Annotated in this window: 17 protein-coding genes and 3 tRNA genes; 6 read left to right on the top strand and 14 right to left on the bottom strand. The window is 59.7% G+C overall.

Annotated features, from left to right (window positions below; all coding sequences use genetic code 11):
* Nucleotides 1–33: 33 nt before the first annotated feature.
* Nucleotides 34–2073, bottom strand: a complete 2040-nt coding sequence (locus J4D52_RS24140; RefSeq protein ID WP_063432075.1) for an NADPH-dependent 2,4-dienoyl-CoA reductase — start codon at nt 2071–2073, stop codon at nt 34–36.
* 211 nt (nt 2074–2284) lie between these two features.
* Between J4D52_RS24140 and J4D52_RS24135 the strand changes: the two genes are divergently transcribed.
* Together J4D52_RS24135 and J4D52_RS24130 are read left to right on the top strand one after the other, a co-directional pair.
* The gene (locus J4D52_RS24135) at nt 2285–3415 is read left to right on the top strand and encodes a carbon-nitrogen hydrolase family protein (protein ID WP_025804771.1); all 1131 of its coding nucleotides are present in this window, start codon (nt 2285–2287) and stop codon (nt 3413–3415) included.
* Between the two features lie 4 nt (nt 3416–3419).
* Entirely contained in the window at nt 3420–4457 is a 1038-nt protein-coding gene (locus J4D52_RS24130; protein ID WP_102676991.1) for an AraC family transcriptional regulator, read from the top strand.
* A gap of 18 nt (nt 4458–4475) precedes the next feature.
* On the opposite strand, the gene J4D52_RS24125 is transcribed toward J4D52_RS24130, so the two are convergent.
* The 3 genes from J4D52_RS24125 to J4D52_RS24115 all read right to left on the bottom strand — a co-directional run bounded on the left by J4D52_RS24125 (nt 4476) and on the right by J4D52_RS24115 (nt 6665).
* Nucleotides 4476–4637 carry a hypothetical protein gene (locus J4D52_RS24125; protein ID WP_155274250.1) on the bottom strand — a complete coding sequence of 54 codons (162 nt, stop codon included), beginning with the start codon at nt 4635–4637 and terminating at the stop codon, nt 4476–4478.
* A gap of 167 nt (nt 4638–4804) precedes the next feature.
* On the bottom strand, nt 4805–5674 hold the full coding sequence (locus tag J4D52_RS24120) for a DUF2242 domain-containing protein (protein WP_102676992.1): 870 nt from the start codon (nt 5672–5674) through the stop codon (nt 4805–4807).
* Nucleotides 5675–5765: 91 nt separating this feature from the next.
* The gene (locus tag J4D52_RS24115; RefSeq protein WP_102676993.1) at nt 5766–6665 is read right to left on the bottom strand and encodes a LysR family transcriptional regulator; all 900 of its coding nucleotides are present in this window, start codon (nt 6663–6665) and stop codon (nt 5766–5768) included.
* Between the two features lie 125 nt (nt 6666–6790).
* On the opposite strand from J4D52_RS24115, the gene J4D52_RS24110 reads away from it, so the two are divergent.
* Entirely contained in the window at nt 6791–7996 is a 1206-nt protein-coding gene (locus tag J4D52_RS24110; RefSeq protein WP_102676994.1) for an MFS transporter, read from the top strand.
* Nucleotides 7997–8051: 55 nt separating this feature from the next.
* Here the strand turns inward: J4D52_RS24110 and J4D52_RS24105 are convergent, their stop codons facing one another.
* The 9 genes from J4D52_RS24105 to J4D52_RS24065 all read right to left on the bottom strand — a co-directional run bounded on the left by J4D52_RS24105 (nt 8052) and on the right by J4D52_RS24065 (nt 17332).
* Entirely contained in the window at nt 8052–9923 is a 1872-nt protein-coding gene (locus J4D52_RS24105; protein WP_102676995.1) for a SurA N-terminal domain-containing protein, read from the bottom strand.
* A 233-nt stretch (nt 9924–10156) separates the two neighbouring features.
* Nucleotides 10157–10486, bottom strand: a complete 330-nt coding sequence (locus tag J4D52_RS24100; RefSeq protein ID WP_020296819.1) for an HU family DNA-binding protein — start codon at nt 10484–10486, stop codon at nt 10157–10159.
* A gap of 93 nt (nt 10487–10579) precedes the next feature.
* The gene (gene lon / locus J4D52_RS24095; protein ID WP_009044652.1) at nt 10580–12976 is read right to left on the bottom strand and encodes an endopeptidase La; all 2397 of its coding nucleotides are present in this window, start codon (nt 12974–12976) and stop codon (nt 10580–10582) included.
* Between the two features lie 163 nt (nt 12977–13139).
* Entirely contained in the window at nt 13140–14423 is a 1284-nt protein-coding gene (clpX, locus tag J4D52_RS24090) for an ATP-dependent Clp protease ATP-binding subunit ClpX (RefSeq protein ID WP_007927204.1), read from the bottom strand.
* A 106-nt stretch (nt 14424–14529) separates the two neighbouring features.
* On the bottom strand, nt 14530–15171 hold the full coding sequence (clpP, locus tag J4D52_RS24085; RefSeq protein WP_007927205.1) for an ATP-dependent Clp endopeptidase proteolytic subunit ClpP: 642 nt from the start codon (nt 15169–15171) through the stop codon (nt 14530–14532).
* A 93-nt stretch (nt 15172–15264) separates the two neighbouring features.
* Nucleotides 15265–16575 (bottom strand): trigger factor, encoded by a 1311-nt coding sequence (tig, locus tag J4D52_RS24080; RefSeq protein ID WP_009044653.1) that lies wholly within the window; start codon nt 16573–16575, stop codon nt 15265–15267.
* A gap of 423 nt (nt 16576–16998) precedes the next feature.
* Nucleotides 16999–17083, bottom strand: a tRNA-Leu gene (locus J4D52_RS24075).
* A 56-nt stretch (nt 17084–17139) separates the two neighbouring features.
* Nucleotides 17140–17215 (bottom strand) — tRNA-His (locus tag J4D52_RS24070).
* Between the two features lie 40 nt (nt 17216–17255).
* Nucleotides 17256–17332, bottom strand: a tRNA-Arg gene (locus tag J4D52_RS24065).
* Between the two features lie 280 nt (nt 17333–17612).
* Here J4D52_RS24065 and folD point away from each other — a divergent pair.
* Both folD and pbpG read left to right on the top strand, forming a co-directional pair.
* Nucleotides 17613–18467, top strand: a complete 855-nt coding sequence (folD, locus tag J4D52_RS24060; protein ID WP_007927213.1) for a bifunctional methylenetetrahydrofolate dehydrogenase/methenyltetrahydrofolate cyclohydrolase FolD — start codon at nt 17613–17615, stop codon at nt 18465–18467.
* Between the two features lie 284 nt (nt 18468–18751).
* Entirely contained in the window at nt 18752–19690 is a 939-nt protein-coding gene (gene pbpG / locus J4D52_RS24055; protein ID WP_102676996.1) for a D-alanyl-D-alanine endopeptidase, read from the top strand.
* 92 nt (nt 19691–19782) lie between these two features.
* Here the strand turns inward: pbpG and J4D52_RS24050 are convergent, their stop codons facing one another.
* The gene (locus J4D52_RS24050; protein ID WP_025804781.1) at nt 19783–20457 is read right to left on the bottom strand and encodes a PA2778 family cysteine peptidase; all 675 of its coding nucleotides are present in this window, start codon (nt 20455–20457) and stop codon (nt 19783–19785) included.
* Between the two features lie 221 nt (nt 20458–20678).
* On the opposite strand from J4D52_RS24050, the gene J4D52_RS24045 reads away from it, so the two are divergent.
* Entirely contained in the window at nt 20679–20846 is a 168-nt protein-coding gene (locus J4D52_RS24045) for a hypothetical protein (protein WP_164485783.1), read from the top strand.
* Nucleotides 20847–20851 lie beyond the last annotated feature (5 nt).

The following is a 20851-nucleotide window of genomic DNA, read 5'->3' as shown; positions in this document are numbered from 1 at the left end:
CGCAGAATCCCGGTGGCCATGATCAGCGGCGTATCAGAGTTCGGCGGCCAGGCGCGAGCCCTGGTTGATCGCACGCTTGGCGTCCAGCTCGGCGGCCACATCGGCGCCACCGATCAGGTGCACGTTCTGCCCGGCGGCCACCAGGCCTTCGTGCAGTTCGCGCAGCGGGTCCTGGCCGGCGCAGATCACGATGTTGTCCACCGGCAGTACCTGCGGCTCGCCGCTCTCACCGATGCGGATGTGCAGGCCGGCGTCGTCGATCTTCAGGTATTCGACGCTGTTGAGCATCTGCACCTGCTTGTTCTTCAGGCCGGTGCGGTGAATCCAGCCGGTGGTCTTGCCCAGGCCGTCGCCGACCTTGGAGGTCTTGCGCTGCAGCAGGAACACCTGACGCGCCGGAGCATGACGCTCGGGCTTGATACCGGCGACGCCGCCACGGGCCTCCAGGTGCGTGTCGATGCCCCACTCCTTCCAGAACGCCTCACGGTCCTGGCTGGTGGCCACGCCCTGATGCACGAGGAACTCGGAGACGTCGAAGCCGATGCCGCCGGCCCCGATCACCGCCACTTTCTGGCCCACCGGCTTGCGCTGCAGCAGCACGTCCAGGTAACTCAGGACCTTGGCGTGGTCGACGCCCGGGATCGCCGGCGTGCGCGGGGCGATACCGGTGGCCAGGATGATTTCATCATAACCGCCAGCCAGCAGTTGCTCGACATCGACCCGGCGGTTCAGGCACAGCTCGACGTTGGTGGTCTGCAGCTTGCGCTTGAAGTAGCGCAGGGTTTCGAAGAACTCCTCCTTGCCCGGCACACGCTTGGCGACATTGAACTGGCCGCCGATTTCGCTGGCCGAATCGAACAGCGTCACCTGATGACCGCGCTCGGCCGCCACGGTCGCGGCGGACAGCCCGGCAGGGCCGGCGCCGACCACGGCGATCTTCTTGATCTGCTGCACCGGCAGGTAGTTGAGTTCGGTCTCGTAGCAGGCCCGCGGGTTGACCAGGCAACTGGTGAGCTTGCCGCCGAAGGTATGGTCCAGGCAGGCCTGGTTGCAGCCGATGCAGGTGTTGATTTCGTCGCCACGGCCCGCGGCCGCCTTGTTGACGAACTCCGGGTCGGCAAGGAACGGCCGCGCCATGGAGACCATGTCGGCGTCGCCTTCGGCGAGGATCTGCTCGGCCACTTCCGGGGTGTTGATGCGGTTGGTGGTGATCAGCGGGATGGACACCGAACCGCGCAGCTTGGCCGTGACCTTGCTGAAGGCGGCACGCGGCACCTTGGTGGCGATGGTCGGGATCCGCGCTTCGTGCCAGCCGATACCGGTGTTGATGATGGTCGCGCCGGCCTGCTCGATGGCCTTGGCCAGTTGCACGATTTCTTCCCAGGTGCTGCCGCCTTCCACCAGGTCGAGCATCGACAGACGGAAGATGATGATGAAATTCGGGCCTACCGCTTCACGCACGCGGCGGACGATTTCCACCGGCAGGCGCATGCGGTTTTCGTAGCTGCCGCCCCAGCGGTCGGTGCGGTGGTTGGTGTGCGCGGCGAGGAACTGGTTAATGAAGTAGCCTTCGGAACCCATGATCTCGACGCCGTCGTACTCGGCCTGCTGCGCCAGGGTGGAGCAGGTGACGAAGTCGCGGATCTGCTTCTCGATGCCCTCTTCGTCCAGCTCCTTGGGCTTGAACGGGTTGATCGGCGCCTGGATCGCGCTCGGCGCCACCTGTTTCGGGCTGTAGGCATAACGCCCGGCGTGGAGGATCTGCATGCAGATCTTGCCGCCCGCTTCATGCACAGCGCGGGTGACGATACGGTGCTTGAGCGCCTCTTCTTCGGTGGTCAGCTTGGCCGCACCGGAGTACACGCCGCCTTCGTCGTTGGGGCCAATACCGCCGGTCACCATCAGACCCACGCCACCGCGGGCACGCTCGGCGAAGTAGGCCGCCATGCGTTCGAAACCGCCGGGCTTTTCTTCCAGGCCGGTGTGCATCGACCCCATCAGGGTACGGTTGCGCAGGGTGGTAAAGCCCAGGTCCAGCGGGGCCAGCAAATGCGGGTAGTGAGCGGCGGCCATCGGTAACTCCACATCGAAGGATCACGGAAAAAATGCGGAAGCTCTGCGGCCTCCGTCGGTCATGTTCGACAGACTAAGAGCAGCCCCAAAGGCGCTCAATGACCGTAACTGACAACTTATTGATCCAAATGCGCAGCCCGCCCTTGGCAATCCTGGACATGGGCCCTACCCTAGTCAGCGAATCCCGCACACGGCTGCCGACTGTCTTCCCATGCGCAAACTTCTTTACTTCACCTTCACCCTGGCCCTGATAGCCGCCATCACCAGCTACGCCCTGTGGACCCGCGAGCGGCCGATCGGGCATTACCTGTCCGACCTGCGGATCAAGCTCGCGGTGGACCAGGGCACCCCCGCCGACCACGGCAACCTGCTGGGCATCCAGCCCGAGCTGTTCCCCACCGACTACCAGAGCCCCGAGCGCCTGCACCGCAAGCTCGCGGCCTACCTGCAGCAGGCCCGGGACCAAGGGCTGCTGAATGAAAAGACCGTGGTGGTACTGCCGGAGCACATCGGCACCTGGCTGATGGTCAGCGGCGAGAAAAACGAGCTGTACCAGGCTGCCAGCCTGAAAGAGGCAATGAACTGGCTCGCGGTGAGCAACCCCCTGCCCTTCCTGCGCGCCCTGATCACCGCCAAGGGCGACAACCGCCTGAACGACGCCCACCTGCGGATGAAGGCCAGGAGCATGGCCGAGCAGTACCAGCGGCTGTTCGGCGGCCTGGCCAAGGAATTTGGTATCACCCTGGTGGCGGGCTCCATTGTCCTGCCGGAACCGGTGATCGAAGGCAGCAACCTGCGCATCGGCAGCGGCGCCTTGTACAACACAACCCTGGTCTTCGGCAGCGACGGCCTGCCGATCGGCCAGCCGCAACGCCAGCTGTACCCGACCTTCGACGAGCGCGGTTTTATCCAGGCCAGCGCCGACCAGGCTGTCCAGGTCGTCGACACCCCGGCCGGCCGCCTGGGTGTGCTGATCGGCAGCGACAGCTGGTACCCGGACAACTACCGCAAGCTCAACGCCCAGGGCGCGCAACTGGTGGCGGTCCCGGCCTTCGTCATGGGCCGTGGCGCCTGGGACAGGCCATGGCGCGGCTACAAGAACCTCTCGACCCCAAGCGAGGTCAGCCTCAAGCCTGAAGAAGTCAGCGAAGGCGAAGCCTGGCGCCGCCTGACCCTGACCGGCCGCGCCCCCAGCAGCCTGGCCAGCGCCGGCGTCAGCGTGTTCCTGCGCGGCCAGTTCTGGGATCAGGGCAGCGCAGGACAAAGCTTCATCAACAGCAACGGCGAGCACTTCGCCGATGGCGATGCCCGTGGCGCCCGTTTGCTGAATATCTGGTTGTAAATCCATGAAGCCCCAGCCGATGCGCCTCGGAGACCTGTCGGTGGGCTTCGTCCATAGCCTGGCCGACGCCGTGCGCAGCCATGGCCTCGACCCGCAGCCGCTGCTGGAACAATACGGACTGGATGCCGCGCGCCTGGCCGAGGCCGGAGCGCGGTTGTCGATTCCTCGTTACATGCGCCTGGGCCACGCAGCGATTCAACTGACCGGTGATCCGGCACTCGGGTTGCGCATGGGCCAGCTCAGCCGCCTGAGCCAGGCCGGGCTGGCGGGCGTCACCGCTGCCCAGGCGCCGACCGTACGCGAGGCCGCGCGCTGCCTGACCCGCTTCGAAGCGTTGTACGGTTCGAACTATCGCGGCCAATCGAGCTTCCATGAAGACGCCGACGGCGCCTGGCTGCGCTTCTACTCCATCAGCCCCTACAACGCCTACAACCGCTTTGTGGTGGACTCGATCCTGGCCGGCTGGCTGCAGCAATTGGGCAGCCTCGGCGCTCCAGTCAAGGCGGAACGCATCGAGATCGAGTTTGCCCAGACCGATTACCGCGACCGCTACAACAACCTGGGGGATTGCCCGATCCAGTTCGGCGCCGAGCACAATCAGCTGCGCCTGAGCCAGGCCACCCTGGCCCAGCGCAATGTCGAGCACTGCCCCAGTACCTGGCGCCATCTGCTGCAACTCTGTGAACGGGAACTGGAGCAACTGACCCGCACCCGCAGCCTGCGTGAACGCATCACTCAGTTGCTGGGGCCTTTGCTCAATGGTGGCCGGGAGCCCGACCTGGAAGAAGTGGCGACACGCCTGAAGCTGCCAACCTGGACCCTGCGCCGCAAACTCGCCGAGGAAGGGACGCAGTTTCGCGCCATTCTCAACGACACCCGCCGCGACCTAGCCATGACCTACATTCGCGATACCGAACTGGCCTTCGGGGAAATTGCCTATCTGTTGGGGTTTGCCTCAGCCGAGGCCTTTCAACGCGCCTTCAAGCGCTGGAGCGGCCAGACACCGGGTGAGTTTCGTCGCAGCCACCGGCAGTCCGCCTGAAAAAAAACGCCACCGGCGTTACAGCTCGGTGGCGTCTTCTGCGGGTTCCAGCGGGTCCAGTTCGAAAGCCTGGAATTCCAGCAGTTCTTCTTGGTAATCGTCCATGGCGGACTCCTTGTGTGTGGGGGGTAGGTAACCTTCTGAGTGAATAGCCTTCTTACTGACCTTGGCCACCAGCATAAAGTGCCGGTGTGACAGAAAAAATACCGCGCGGGGATCATCCGTCCCTCAAATGGAACGTAGCAGCTGGCAACGGATTTACCCGCGAGCTGGCAAAGAAATTTTCAGAGGGGCTCGGCAACCGCGGGATCGACACCTGGGTCGATCCCGCAGCTATCCGCGGATGCTTAGTGTGGCAGCGCCGGAATCGGCTCTGTCGGGGCCGGCAATGTGCTGGCCGGAGGCGGGGTAAGGATCTCGGTGGCCGGCGTCGGCTCGGCAGGTGCGATCGGCGCGATCGGCGCCGCTTCCACGGGTGGCGCTAGCGGCTGCGAGAGGCTCGATTCGGCCGGCACAACCGGCGGGGTGGCCGGAGCAGGCTCGGTAGCCGGTGCAGCAGGCGGTACCACAGGCGCCGGTTGCGGTGTCACTGGCGCCGGAGCTGGTGCTGCAGCAGGTTCGGCGGGTTTGGGCTCAGGCACGCCCAGGTCGGTCTTCGGTTTTTCGATGATGTGCGCGGCCTTTTTCGCTTCCTGTGGCAGGAACAGCTCCACCAGGGCGAAATAACGCTCGTAGAACTTCGCCGAGGAAACCGTCTCGCTGGCGACCTTGACCATCGAGTCGTCGGTCGAGCCGATCGGCATCGACACCGAACCCAGCACGCCCACCCCCAGGCTCGCCGAGTTGTTGACCTTCTTCAGCGCATAACGGTCCTGCAGGGCGTTGGCGAACACCGTGGAACGGTGATTGGTGTTGCCGTCCTGGGCGCACACCACGCTGAAGCTGATCTCCATGTGGGTTTCGCCCGTCTGCTGGAAGCTCTTGTGGCCACTGACCAGTTTCGGATCGCTGCTGGTGATGATGTAGCCCTGGCTGAGCAAGGCGCGACGAGCGGCCTCGCAGGACGCCGTGTCACTCACCGGGTAATTGCGCGAAAAGGTGCCGGAGTCATCGAAGTTTTCATGCTCGTAAATGGCGGTCTTTTGCGACGAACAACCGGCGACGGCCGCCAGCAGCAGCGTCAACCCGGCGGTACGCAGGTGAAATGATCTATACATCGAAAATCCTGAGGAAAACGGTCCGGGGCGTATTGTGCAACAGTTCGAGGCTACAGGGCTCGCGGATTAGTGTCTTAAGGTTAATACAAGGTTACTGACCACGGTTTGCCGGAAAAAGTCGCGCGCACAGATGATCGATGAATACCCGCAGCTTGGCGGCGGTGTGCCGGCTCGCCGGCCAGAGCAGCCAGAAGGTGCCGTTGTATTCGAGATGCTCGTCGAGCACTGGCTGCAACTCTCCTCGCACGAGCGCCTCGTGCACCATGAAATCGGGCAGGCAGGCGATCCCCAGGCCACGCCGTACCGCATGGTCCACGGCTTCGATAGAGGTACTGACAAAACGTGTCGGCAGCAGCGGTTCCGGGGCGTCGACCGCTCGTCGCAATGGCCAGTGTTCGAGTTTGCCCGTGTTGTGGAAGGTATGCCGCAAGCATCCGTGGTTGGCCAGGTCGGCGGGCGTCTGCGGAACGCCATGCTCGCGAAAGTACTCAGGCGTGCCCACCAGCACCAGGCGGAACTGCCCCAACGACCGGGCCACCAGCCGTGAGTCACCGGGGCTGCCAGTGCGTATCACGGCATCGAAACCCTCCTCCACGACATCCACTATGCGGTCCGTCAGCTCGATATCCAGCTCGATCTCCGGATAACGCTGCATGAACTCCACCAACACCGGCATCACCAGGCCATGAACCTGCGGCAGGCTGACCCGCAGCTTGCCCCGCGGAACATTGGAAGACTTGCACAGATCGAATTCGGCCGCCTCGACCTCGGCGACAATCCGGCGGCAGCGCTCGAGAAAACTCGCGCCTTCGGCGGTCAGGGTGATACTGCGGGTACTGCGATGGAACAGCTGGGTCTCCAGGCGCTCCTCGAGCCGAGCGATGCTCTTGCCGACAGCCGACGACGATACCCCCAACAACCGCCCCGCCTCGGTAAAACTGCGGGTTTTCGCCACATGCAGAAAGACCGAGATATTGCTCAACCAGTCCATCGCCGACCTCGCTATTGCGGACATGGATGTCCGATAAGTTCGGAACCTTAGCCTATTTTTCTCTTTATCACAGCGCCCTACCCTCAGCCTCCCTACTTCCTGAAACCTGTAGCGAGCCTGAGACCATGACCGAACCCCTTGCCACCGTCGACCTGCTGGACATCGAGTCCAGGCGTCGCGACCGACTTCCACTGGGCGGCCTGCTGGCGCTGGCGACCGCCGGTTTCATCACCATCCTTACCGAAGCCATGCCAGCCGGCCTGCTGCCACAAATGAGCCAGGACCTGGCGGTGTCCCCGGCGCTGGTCGGCCAGTTAGTCACGCTGTATGCCATTGGTTCGCTACTGGCGGCGATTCCCTTGGTGATCCTCACCCAAGGCTGGCGCCGTCGCCCCTTGCTGATGATCGCCATAGGCGGTTTTGCCGTGGTCAACAGCGTCACGGCCCTCTCCAGCAACTACAGCCTGATCCTTGTCGCGCGCTTTTTTGCCGGGATATTCGCCGGGCTGCTCTGGGCCCTGCTGGCCGGATATGCCAGCCGCATGGTCGCACCGCACTTGCAGGGCCGGGCCATCGCCGTCGCTATGCTTGGCGCACCGCTGGCTCTGTCCCTGGGAGTTCCAGCGGGCACACTGCTCGGTGCATTGGTCGGCTGGCGGGCCAGCTTTGCCTTGATGACGGTGCTGACTCTGGTTCTGCTCGGCTGGGTGCGCTGGCAGGTACCGGACTTTCCCGGCCTGCGCAGCGACAAGCGCCTGTCGCTGAAGAGCGTGTTTGCCTTGCCCGGGGTCAAGCCGGTGCTGTTTGTGACCTTCGCTTATGTCCTGGGCCACAACATCCTCTACACCTATATCGCGCCGCTCCTGGAGCCGGCCGGTATCACCGGGCAGATCGACCGGGTGTTGCTGGTATTCGGGTTGACCGCGGTGCTGAGCATCTGGATCGTAGGTCTGCTGATCGATCGCTGGTTGCGGCGGCTGGTACTCGTCAGTTGCACCTTGTTCGGTCTCTGCGCACTGCTGCTGGCGTTCCGCCCTGACGCGCCTGCCGCGGTCTACGCCTCGATGGTCCTCTGGGGCTTGTCATACGGTGGCCTCGGCACCCTGCTGCAGACAGCCCTGGCGAAGACCTCCGGTTCCTCCGCCGACGCCGCACAGTCGATGCTGGTGACCGCCTGGAACCTGGCCATCGCCGGTGGCGGGCTGGTGGGTGGCGTACTGCTGGAAGGCCCGGGCGTTCTGTCGTTTCCCTGGGTGATCATCGGCCTGCTGCTGGTTTGTCTGTTGGTCGCCGTGAATGCCCGGCATCACGGCTTTCCCGCCGCACGCTAAAAACAAAAACCCCGGCACGTTGGCCGGGGTCTCTGTTTGTTACTTCAGTCAGGCATCAGAAGCGCTTGATGTCAGCCTGGTTTTCCAACTGCTTGCGGTATGCCGCGAAGTCTTGCTGACCCACACGCGAGGCAAGGAAGCGGCGGTACTGCGCCTTTTCTTCGTCAGTCGGTGCAGCGGCTTCGTTCACGCCACTCAGTTGCAGGACCACCAGGCTGCCATTCGGCAGGGTCACGCTGCTGAAGGTCGGCTTGTCCTTGGCCGCTGGCTTGGACATGCGGAACAGGGCCTGCAGCACGATCGGCTCGACGCCTTCCTGGCCGCGGGTCACGGCTTCGGAAACCTTCCAGTTCTGGCCATCGACAGGCGCCTTCAGCGCAGTCTTGCCTTCACGCAGGCTGGCGATCAAGGTATCGGCCTTGGCCTTGGCGGCAGCACTGGCGTGCTCCTTGGCCAATTGCGCGCGGATGCTGCTGGCGACGCTTTCCAGCGGCAGTTGCTCTGGCTTGCGGTGCTCTTTGGCGCGCAGGACCACTACGGTTTCCGGATCCAGCTCGATGGCAGTGCTGTTGGCACCTTCATCCAGCACTTCAGGGCTGAAAGCAGCCTGAATCACGGCGCGGTTGGCAGCGATGCCCTCGCCCCCTTCACGCCCGAATGGAGCGGAAGTGTGCACGGTCAGTTTCAGCTCTTGAGCCGGCTGGGCCAGATCCGAAGCTTCAAACGACGAATCTTCCAGTTGCTTGGTCGCCTCGACAAAACGCTGCTCGACCTGCTGGGTTTTCAGCTCGCGGGTCAGCTTGTCTTTCAGGCTGGCGAAGCTCGGCACCTCAGGTGCCTCGACGCCCAGCAGCTTGATCAGGTGGAAACCGAAACCGGTGCGTACCGGCGCCGAAACCTGATCCTTGTTCAAAGCGTACAGCGCTTCCTCGAAGGCCGGGTCATAGACGCCAGGACCGGCATAACCGAGGTCACCACCGTTGTTCGCCGAACCCGGGTCCTGGGAGAACTCCTTGGCCAGTGCCTCGAAGCTTTCGCCCTTGGCCAGGCGCGCCTGGATCTCTTCGATCTTGGCCTTGGCCTGTGCTTCGTTCACCTTGTCATTCACTTCGATCAGGATGTGCGCGGCACGACGCTGTTCGGACAGGTTGGCGGTTTCTTTCTGATACAGCGCCTGCAGCTCTTCGTCCTTGACGCTGACCTGATCGAAGAAGGAAGCCTTCTTCAATTCCAGGTAGTCGATGACCACCTGGTCCGGCGACATGAATTCCTTGGCGTGTTCGTCGTAGTAAGCCTTGACCTCATCGTCGGTCAGCTTGACTGCCGCCGGGTCGGCCTTGATGGTCAGGGAAGCGTAGTCACGGGTCTGTTTTTCCAGACGAGCGAATGCCAGCACCTGGGCATCGGTCACGAAACCGCTGCCAGCCAGACCGGCGCGCACCTGGCCGATCAGCATTTCCTGAGCCAGCATCTGACGGAACTGCATCCGGCTATAACCCAGCTGGCGGATCACCTGGTCGAAACGCTCAGGGCTGAACTTGCCGTCCACCTGGAACTCCGGCGTTTGCAGGATCACCTGATCCAGAGCGGCTTCAGAGAAGGCGAACTTGGAGTTTTCCGCGCCTTGCAGCAGCAGTTTGCGGTCGATCAGACCTTTGAGAGCCGCTTCGCGCAGCATCTTCTCGTCGAGCAAGGAAGCATCGAAATCCTTGCCCAGTTGTTGCATGAGCTGACGGCGTTGCATATCAACCGCCTGGCTCAGCTCATTCTGGGTGATTTCTTCGCCATTGACCTTGGCCGCGTCCTGACTGGTGGAAGTGGCTTGAAAAATGGCATCGAAACCGGTCAGCGCCATCAGTGCGACGATGACCCCGATAATGGTCTTGGCAATCCAGCCTTGTGAATTGTCCCTGATATTCTGCAGCATGCGTCCCCCAGAAACGGTTGTACTTCAAATTAAGCAACCGTGGAGCGTGGGTAGAGTCCGGATAGAAGAAAGGCGCATCCGAGGATGCGCCTTTCTCGTAACTGGCGGAGCGGACAGGGGTTCGAACCTTCGATCCCCGATGTGACAAACCGGATTTCTAACCGGCTGCCCTACCGCTCCGCTGCCAGGTCGGGAAAGACCCCGACCCGGGTAGGCAAAGGCTTGAAGGAAGCTTAGTTAACGGCTTCTTTCAGTGCTTTACCAGCTTTGAAACCTGGTTTTTTAGCTGCAGCGATTTCCAGCGTCTTACCGGTCTGTGGGTTACGACCAATGCGAGCAGGACGATCGGTAACAGAGAAAGTACCGAAACCAACCAGTACAACGGAGTCGCCAGCCTTAAGAGCGCCAGTGACGGATTCGATTACTGCATCCAGCGCACGGCCAGCAGCAGCTTTCGGGATATCAGCAGATGCAGCGATAGCATCAATCAGTTCCGACTTGTTCACTCTAAGTCCCCTTATATATCTATTTGAGTATGATTCTAAGTTTTTTGGTGAAAGCAAAAACCAGTGCTGAATGGCCTACAGACACTTAAGAGCCGCTTTATAACAAGGGCTCTAAAAAGCTGTCAAGGAAGCCCCCCAGGCTAATGCGTACTAATGCGTGCTAATTCTTTCCTTAGAGTCAGACTCGCGTTTTTCATCCTTTGCAACTATCTCGGGAGCCACATCCGGCAAGGGCTCCGGCGCGTATTGCAGCGCAATTTGGAGGACTTCGTCAATCCATTTAACTGGCTTAATTTGCAGATCCTGCTTGATATTGTCAGGAATTTCCTTCAAATCACGCACATTCTCTTCTGGAATGATGACTGTCTTGATTCCGCCGCGATGTGCTGCAAGAAGTTTCTCTTTCAAACCACCGATCGCCAACACCTGACCACGCAGGGTAATTTCCCCGGTCATGGCCACATCAGCCCGCACCGGAATGCCGGTCAGTGCCGAAACCAGGGCCGTGCACATGCCTACGCCAGCACTAGGGCCGTCTTTCGGGGTCGCCCCTTCCGGCATATGGATATGGGTGTCGCGCTTCTCGTGGAAGTCCAGGGGGATCCCCAGGCTCTTCGCACGGCTACGCACCACCGTCAGCGCCGCAGTGATCGACTCGACCATCACGTCGCCCAGCGAACCGGTCTTGATCAACTGACCTTTGCCAGGCACCACGGCAGCTTCGATGGTCAGCAACTCACCACCGACCTGGGTCCAGGCCAGGCCCGTTACCTGACCGATCTGATCCTGCTGCTCGGCCAGGCCGTAGCGGAATTTGCGCACACCGAGGAAATGCTCCAGCAGGTCGGAAGTGACCTTCACCGAGAAGCGTTTTTCCAGCGCATGTTCCTTGACCGCCTTGCGGCAGACCTTGGCGATCTGGCGCTCCAGCCCACGCACACCGGCTTCGCGGGTGTAGTAACGGATGATGTCGCGAATGGCTTCTTCGTCGAATTCCAGCTCGCCTTTCTTCAAGCCGTTGGCCTGGATCTGCTTCGGCGACAGGTATTTGACCGCGATGTTGATCTTCTCGTCCTCGGTGTAACCCGGCAGGCGAATCACCTCCATCCGGTCCAGCAACGCTGGCGGAATGTTCATCGAGTTGGAGGTGCAGAGGAACATCACATCGGAAAGGTCGTAATCGACTTCCAGATAGTGGTCGTTGAAGTTGTGGTTCTGCTCGGGGTCGAGCACTTCGAGCAACGCCGAAGCCGGATCGCCACGCATGTCGCTGCCCATCTTGTCGATTTCATCGAGCAGGAACAGCGGGTTGCGAACGCCCACTTTCGTCATCTTTTGAATCAATCTTCCTGGCATCGAACCGATATAGGTACGACGATGGCCACGAATTTCCGCTTCATCACGCACGCCACCGAGGGCCATGCGCACGAATTTACGGTTGGTGGCGTGGGCAATCGACTCCGCCAGGGAGGTTTTACCAACCCCGGGAGGCCCGACCAGGCACAGCACCGGACCACGAATCTTCTTCACGCGCTTTTGCACGGCGAGGTATTCGAGAATCCGCTCTTTGACTTCTTCCAGGCCATAGTGATCGGCATCGAGAATGTCTTCGGCGCGTGCCAGGTCCAGGCGAACCTTGCTTTGAGCCTTCCACGGCACCTGAACCAGCCAGTCGATGTAGGAGCGCACTACTGTGGCTTCGGCCGACATCGGCGACATTTGCTTGAGCTTGTTCAGCTCGGCCTGGGCCTTGGCCAGGGCGTCCTTTGGCAAGCCGGCGGCGTCGATGCGCTTTTTCAGCTCTTCGACTTCGTTGTGACCTTCGTCACCGTCGCCCAGCTCTTTCTGAATGGCCTTCATCTGCTCATTCAGGTAGTACTCGCGCTGGCTGCGCTCCATTTGTTTCTTCACGCGACCGCGAATGCGCTTCTCGACCTGCAACAGGTCGATTTCCGCATCCAGCAACGCCAGCACGTGCTCGACACGCGCCGACAGGTCGATGATTTCGAGAATTTCCTGCTTCTGCTCGATTTTCAGCGCCATGTGGGCGGCCATGGTGTCTACCAGGCGACTCGGCTCATCGATGCTGTTGAGGGACGACAGCACTTCGGCAGGGACTTTCTTGCCCAGCTGCACGTATTGCTCGAACTGGGACAGCAGGCTGCGGACAAAGACTTCCGACTCGCGCTCAGGAGCATCCACCTCGTCAATCAGGGAGACTTCGGCACGGCAGTGGCCATCCACTTCGCTGAAACGCTCCACAGCGCCCCGCTGCTCGCCCTCGACCAGTACTTTGACGGTGCCGTCAGGCAACTTGAGCAATTGCAGAACAGTGGCGATGGTACCTACGCGATAGAGTGCATCTTCACCGGGATCATCATCAGCAGGATTTTTCTGAGCCAACAGAAGAATCTGCTTGTCGCCCGTCATCGCGGCCTCGAGGGCTTCGATAGACTTCTCGCGCCCCACGAACAGCGGGATAACCATGTGCGGATAAACCACGACATCACGCAATGGCAGGAGAGGCAATTCGATGGTTGTCTTCATGATTTCGCCTCTACGGCGGCCATAAGGCCGTAAACAGATGGAAGTAAGCTTGAAACCAAGATGGGGGCTGCCTCGAAAAAAAACAAGCTCAAAGACAGTACTTTAAAGGCAGTAAAAGCAAAGGGGCCCGAAGGCCCCTTCTGTCAAACCAGCAGTCCGGCGCTTAAGCGTCCGGGGCTGCCTTGGCAGTCGGCTCACTGTTTTCATAGATATACAGTGGCTTGGACTTACCTTCTATAACGCTTTCATCGATCACTACTTTACTCACCTCGGACTGCGAGGGGATTTCGTACATAGTGTCGAGCAACACGCCTTCGAGAATCGAACGCAATCCGCGAGCACCGGTCTTGCGCTCAAGCGCACGCTTGGCGACCGACTTGAGGGCATCGGTACGGAACTCCAGATCGACGCCTTCCATCTCGAACAGCTTGGCATACTGCTTGGTCAAGGCGTTTTTCGGCTCGGTGAGGATCTGGATCAACGCAGCCTCATCCAGCTCGTCCAGGGTCGCAAGAACCGGCAGACGGCCCACGAACTCCGGAATCAGGCCAAACTTGACCAGATCGTCCGGTTCGACTTCACGCAGGGATTCGCCGACCTTCTTGCCCTCTTCCTTGCTGCGTACTTCAGCATTGAAGCCGATACCGCCGCGAGTCGAACGGTTCTGAATAACCTTTTCCAGCCCCGAGAACGCACCACCGCAGATGAACAGGATGTTGCGTGTATCGACCTGCAGGAACTCTTGCTGCGGATGCTTGCGACCACCTTGAGGCGGAACGGAAGCCACAGTGCCTTCGATCAGTTTCAACAAGGCCTGTTGCACGCCTTCACCCGAAACGTCACGGGTAATCGAAGGGTTGTCAGACTTGCGGGAAATCTTGTCGATTTCATCGATATAGACGATGCCCATTTGAGCTTTCTCTACATCGTAATCGCACTTCTGCAGCAGTTTCTGAATGATGTTCTCGACGTCCTCACCCACATAACCGGCTTCGGTCAGGGTGGTGGCGTCGGCAATGGTGAACGGTACATTCAACAGGCGCGCCAGGGTCTCTGCCAGCAGAGTCTTGCCCGAACCTGTAGGGCCAATCAGCAAGATGTTGCTCTTGCCCAGTTCGACCTCGTCATTCTTTTTGTCACGTTGGTTGAGGCGTTTGTAGTGGTTGTATACCGCTACTGCCAGAACCTTTTTCGCACGTTCCTGACCAATCACATACTGATCAAGGATGCCGCTGATTTCTTTAGGCGAAGGCAATTTATGCGCGCTGCTTTCGGCCTGTGCTTCCTGCACCTCCTCACGGATGATGTCATTGCACAGGTCGACGCACTCGTCGCAGATAAAGACCGAGGGGCCGGCAATCAATTTGCGTACTTCATGCTGGCTTTTGCCACAGAAGGAGCAATAAAGCAGTTTGCCGTTGTCCTCGCCGTTGCGGGTGTCAGTCATTCGATCGATCCAAATCCGATAGGCTTGCAACACAAGATGAAGGCAATTGCGGGCTTTTTCAAGTCCGCAGGTGGCCGGTTAAACCAACCACCTACATTTGAGTTGCTTAGGCGGGCATTTGACGCTTGGTGATCACAGAGTCAATCAGGCCGTATTCAGCCGCACGCTCTGCGCTCATGAAGTTGTCGCGCTCGGTGTCGCGCTCGATGGTCTCGAGGCTCTGACCGGTGTGATGAGCCAGCAGCGAGTTCAGACGCGAACGGATGTGCAGGATTTCCTTGGCATGGATGTCGATATCCGAAGCCTGACCTTGGAAACCGCCCAATGGCTGGTGAATCATCATCCGCGAGTTAGGCAGGCAATGACGCTTGCCCGCTGCGCCACCGGCGAGCAGGAAGGCCCCCATGCTGCAGGCCTGGCCGATGCAGATGGTGGAAACGTCCGGCTTGATGAATTGCATAGTGTCGTAGATCGACATGCCTGCAGTCACCGAACCGCCTGGCGAGTTGATGTAAAGATGGATGTCCTTGTCCGGGTTTTCCGCTTCAAGGAAGAGCAATTGTGCCGCGACCAGGTTGGCCATGTAGTCTTCTACCGGGCCAATCAGGAAGATCACCCGCTCCTTGAGGAGGCGCGAGTAGATGTCATAGGCGCGTTCGCCACGGGCGGACTGCTCGATAACCATCGGGACCAGGCCGCCTGCGGCCTGGATGTCAGAGCTCTGCTGATAATAAGAATTGCGGGACATGTCCTGCAGTCACTCCCAAATAGTCATGTCTTGAATACGCATAAGCCAGCACGAAGGCTGGCTTATGGTGTGTATTTTCGAACGAGTAAAAAATCAGTCGGCTTGTGGTGCTTCTACCGGCTTGACCGCTTCTTCGTAAGAGACCGATTTGTCGGTCACGCTAGCTTTCTGCAGAACAGTATCCACAACTTGTTCTTCCAGCACAACCGAACGGACTTCGTTCAGTTGCTGCTCGTTCTTGTAGTACCAGGACACGACCTGCTCCGGCTCTTGGTAAGCAGAAGCCATTTCCTGAATCAGCTCACGCACGCGGGCTTCGTCAGGCTTGAGGTCGAATTGCTTGACCACTTCGGCCACGATCAGACCCAGTACAACGCGACGCTTGGCTTGTTCTTCGAACAGCTCGGCCGGCAGTTGATCAGGCTTGATGTTGCCACCGAACTGTTGAACGGCCTGAACGCGCAGACGGTTCACTTCATTATCCAGCAGAGCCTTAGGCACTTCGATCGGGTTGGCAGCCAGCAGGCCGTCCATTACCTGGTTCTTGACCTTGGACTTGATGGCCTGACGCAGTTCACGCTCCATGTTCTTGCGAACTTCGGCGCGGAAACCTTCCAGACCGGCTTCCTTGATGCCGAATTGAGCGAAGAACTCTTCGGTCAGCTCTGGCAGCTTAGGCTCGGAAACGGTGTTGACGGTCACGGTGAACTCGGCGGCCTTGTTAGCCAGGTCCAGGTTCTGGTAGTTCTCAGGGAAAGTCAGGTTCAGAACGCGTTCTTCACCAGCCTTGGCGCCGACCAGGCCTTCTTCGAAGCCCGGGATCATGCGGCCGGAACCCAGTACCAGCTGAGTACCCTTGGCGGAACCGCCAGCGAACACTTCACCGTCGACCTTGCCGACGAAATCGATGTTCAGCTGGTCTTCGTTCTGGGCGGCACGATCGGCCACTTCGAAGCGAATGTTCTGCTTGCGCAGGATTTCCAGCATGTTGTCCAGATCGGCATCAGCCACGTCAGCGCTCAGACGCTCAACGGCGATGGACTCGAAACCGGCAACGGTGAACTCAGGGAACACTTCGAACGTTGCAACGTATTCCAGGTCCTTGCCCTTCTCCAGAACCTTTGGCTCAACCGAAGGAGCGCCAGCCGGGTTCAGCTTCTGCTCGACAACGGCTTCGTAGAAGGAAGCCTGGATCACGTCGCCCACAGCTTCTTGACGCGCATCAGCTTCATAACGCTGACGGATCACGCTCATTGGGACTTTGCCAGGACGGAAGCCTGGAATCTTGGCCTTTTGGGCAGTCTGCTGCAGACGCTTGTTGACCTGTGTCTCGATGCGCTCAGCCGGCACGGTGATGCTCATGCGGCGCTCAAGAGCAGAAGTATTTTCAACAGAAACTTGCATGGATATTCCTCGTTGCACAGACGTTAGCCGGCCGTTTCCGACCCCAGAATCAAGGGCATGCATTCTAGTGGGTCAAACTCAAGAAGTCACCCTACTGAAAACGGGTAAAAAAACAGCTGGCGATTTAAAGGCGGGGACCAAGGGTTGAGCCTCGCCCTGAGAGCAAATACAGCGAATCAAACCAGGGCCTCTGCACCAACGCTTCTATATATAGAAGGAATGGCGCGTCACATCCCTGATGGCCGGACCAAACCACAACCCGACCGGTAAACCTTCAGCATTCCAGCGACAAAAGGACGAGTGTTTCGTCGCTTCCCTGGCCCACCACCTGCGACCCACTGGAAATACAGACTTCTGAAACGAAAACGGCGCAGCCCTTTTCAGGTGCTGCGCCGTTATCTGCTATATAAATAGCTACTTAATTGGTGCGGACGAAGAGACTCGAACTCTTACACCTTGCGGCGCTGGAACCTAAATCCAGTGTGTCTACCAATTCCACCACGTCCGCGTATCAAGCTTTTAAAGCAAAGGCGCCAGATTATTAATCTGGCGCCTTTCGGAATATGGGGTGGACGATGGGGATCGAACCCACGACAACAGGAGTCACAATCCTGTGCTCTACCAACTGAGCTACGCCCACCATATTGCGTTGTTGCGTTACTTGTGCCAAAGCTGCCTAATGGCGCACCCGGCAGGACTCGAACCTGCGACCATCCGCTTAGAAGGCGGATGCTCTATCCAGCTGAGCTACGGGCGCCTTATTAATCTGTATTCTTTAATGATTACAAACTAATTGCTTTCAGTCGTTACGAGCTAAACATCAACTCTGCCCGACCTTCTTAACCAGTGCTAGGCTGTGCCCGACAAGTGCGACGAATGTTATAGACGAGCCGTTAGGTCGTCAACTCTTTTTTGAAAAAAATTCATTTAATTAAAGGAGTTAGGGGAATTTGCAGACCAAGCGCCTTTGCCCTCACGTCCTGGCATGCGAGAATGCGTGCTCTTTTTCTCTCCCTCTCGATGGTTAATCACGCGTCATGACTGCACAACTAATCGACGGCAAAGCGATCGCCGCTAGCCTGCGCCAGCAGATCGCCAAACGTGTCGCCGAGCGTCGCCAGCAAGGCCTGCGTACTCCAGGCCTCGCGGTGATCCTGGTCGGCAGCGACCCGGCCTCTCAGGTTTATGTCTCGCACAAGCGTAAAGACTGCGAAGAGGTCGGCTTTCTTTCACAAGCCTATGACTTACCTTCCGACACCACTCAAGAAGCACTGGCCGGCCTGATCGACCGCCTCAACGATGACCCGAACATCGACGGCGTCCTGCTGCAACTGCCACTGCCCGAACACCTCGATGCCTCCAAGTTGCTGGAGCGCATCCGCCCGGATAAAGATGTGGATGGTTTCCATCCTTATAACGTCGGTCGCCTGGCCCAACGCATCCCTCTGCTGCGTCCATGCACGCCGAAAGGCATCATGACCCTGCTGGAAAGCACCGGTGCCGATCTGTACGGCATGGATGCAGTAGTGGTCGGCGCTTCCAACATCGTTGGCCGCCCGATGGCGATGGAGCTGCTGCTGGCCGGTTGCACCGTTACCGTCACCCACCGCTTCACCAAGGATCTGGCCGGCCACGTCGGGCGTGCCGACCTGGTGGTCGTGGCCGCCGGCAAGCCGGGCCTGGTCAAGGGTGAATGGATCAAGGAAGGCGCTATCGTCATCGACGTCGGCATCAACCGCCAGGAAGACGGCAAACTGGTGGGCGACGTGGTCTACGAGACCGCCCTGCCCCGTGCCGGCTGGATCACCCCGGTACCGGGTGGCGTTGGCCCGATGACTCGCGCCTGCCTGCTGGAAAACACGCTGTATGCGGCAGAAACGCTGCACGACTGACCCTGGGAAATAGCCCGGATAAAAGAACCCCGCCACTGGCGGGGTTCTTTGTTTCTGCTCGCCAAAAACCTGAAGCGAACAGCCCCCGCTTGCAGTGACCATCAACTCATCAGAAAGGATGGGGATCGAACTGATTCAAAACTGATACAGGATGAAATTTAATTTACCCAAGGCCCTTTACCTACGGGCGTGTAGCTCTTTCCTGGCACATACTCATAAAATGTAACGTTTTTCTGAAAGCAGCCCGTTGCAGAACGGCATATCCACTTTATGAGTCCGCCCGCGTGAAAATCCGTCTTTCTATCCTGAGCCTATTTTTTGCATTTACAGGCACCTTTATCACGCAGAGCGCCGTCGCTCGCGAAACCACCGAAGCGCCGCGCGACCCTTCCCAACTGCATATTGCCTCCGGCAGCGCCCTGCTGCTGGATCTGCAGACGAACAAGGTCATCTATTCCAGCAATCCCGACGTGGTCGTGCCCATCGCGTCGGTGACCAAGCTGATGACCGGCCTGATCGTACTCGACGCCAAACAACCGCTGGATGAGTACATCTCCGTGGACATCAGCAACACCCCGGAAATGAAAGGCGTGTTTTCCCGGGTCAAGCTCAAGAGCGAGCTGCCGCGCAAGGAGATGCTGCTGATCGCCCTGATGTCGTCGGAAAACCGTGCCGCCGCCAGCCTCGCCCACCACTACCCGGGCGGGTACGCAGCCTTTATTGCCGCCATGAACGCCAAGGCCAAGGCACTGGGTATGACCAGCACGCACTATGTCGAGCCGACAGGCCTGTCGGTCCATAACGTGTCCACTGCCCGCGACCTGAGCAAACTGTTGCTGGCAGCGCGCAAATACCCGCTGCTGAGCGAGCTGAGCACCACCAAGGAAAAGACCGTGGCGTTCCGCAAACCCAACTACACCCTGGGTTTTCGTAATACCGATCACCTGGTCAACAGGGCCAACTGGGACATCAAGCTGACCAAGACCGGCTTTACCGATGAAGCAGGCCACTGCCTGGTACTGGTGACCAGCATGAGCAACCGCCCGGTCGCCCTGGTGATTCTCGACGCCTTTGGCAAATACACGCACTTCGCCGATGCCAGCCGCATCCGCCAGTGGCTGGAAACCGGCAAAAGCAGCTCGGTACCGAATGCCGCCTTGAGCTACAAGGCCGGCAAAAACCTGAAAAGTCGTCAGAACGGCGTCGCCCAGACTGCCGAATAGAACCTGACAGACACAAAAAAGGCTGCAGATCCGTCGATCGCAGCCCTGTTCAAAGGACGGCGCCCAAAGGCGCCGTCAGCGTTTCTGCAATATCAGTTGGCGGTCAATGCCTTGGTCGCCCGCGCCGCCGCGTTCTCCTGCCCGGCCTGTGCCAACTCATCGGCCGCCTTCAGCCAACGCTGACGATCGACCTGAGCCGGCACCTGGGTCGGCCCCTGAATCAGCACCGCCCAGCGCCCCGCGCTGCTCCAGGCCGACTCGAACTTGGCAAAGTCCATCAACAGGCGACGATTCATTCCCGCTCGCAGCAACACCGTCTGCTTGTGCCGGTTGTAACCAGCCAATACGGCATAACGAGGCTCGGCCCAGAACGCCGAGCCTTCGGTGTAACGCACCATCACCGGGTATCCCGCGGCGACCTGGGTCAGCAGCGCCGCCAGATTGTCGTCCAGCGGGTAGACCACCATCCCGTACTCACGCGCCAGGGTCAGCATGTTCTGCTGCAACTTCGCCTCGGCGCCCGGCAAATGCAGCGGCTTGTCCAGCAGACCTGGGGTGATCGCGATGCCTTGCTGGGACAGCATGCTGGCCAGGGTGCCTGGACCGCTCTGATAGGTTTCGCCGCGGAAAAACGGCACGCCGTTGAGTTCCACCCGCTCGGGCAAGCGCTGAATCTCCGGCTGCACGCTGCTGGCGCAACCGGCCAGCGTCAGGGCGCAGGCGCCCGCCAACAACAGTGTTCGAAATCGCAGAAACATCCGTTCCATCATGACTCTCTTGTGCAGACGCCAAGCCAGGAGCCCCGGCCGAAACGCTGATCATAGGGCGCCGCGATGCAGGGGTATAGCGTCCAGCCGCAGTAATTTGCGCCCCATAGAGCAAACAGTTTGATGACACTCGACTATTGGTCAATGGCTTGAAACACATCCACGACTAGACTGTCCATTGCAACGAGAGTGTGCCCGGACAGGGCAAAAAGGAGGCATGTATGAGCCTGACAACGACAATCCTGATGCTGATCGGCGGCTGGCTGGCCGTCGCCGCTGCCATGCTCTGGGGCGTCCTGCGAATTGCTCGCCGACACCATCATCCGCGTTTGCCGACTCCCGCCGTGAAACCCGCAAAACCGGCCCGGCATCACGCCACCGCGCACTGACTGGC

The sequence above is a fragment of the Pseudomonas sp. GW460-12-10-14-TSB1 genome, from assembly GCF_017349775.1.
In the GTDB taxonomy this organism is placed as follows: Bacteria; Pseudomonadota; Gammaproteobacteria; order Pseudomonadales; family Pseudomonadaceae; genus Aquipseudomonas; species Aquipseudomonas piscium.
Note: the sequence above shows the minus strand (reverse complement) of the source record. Positions and strands in the feature narration are given on the sequence as shown.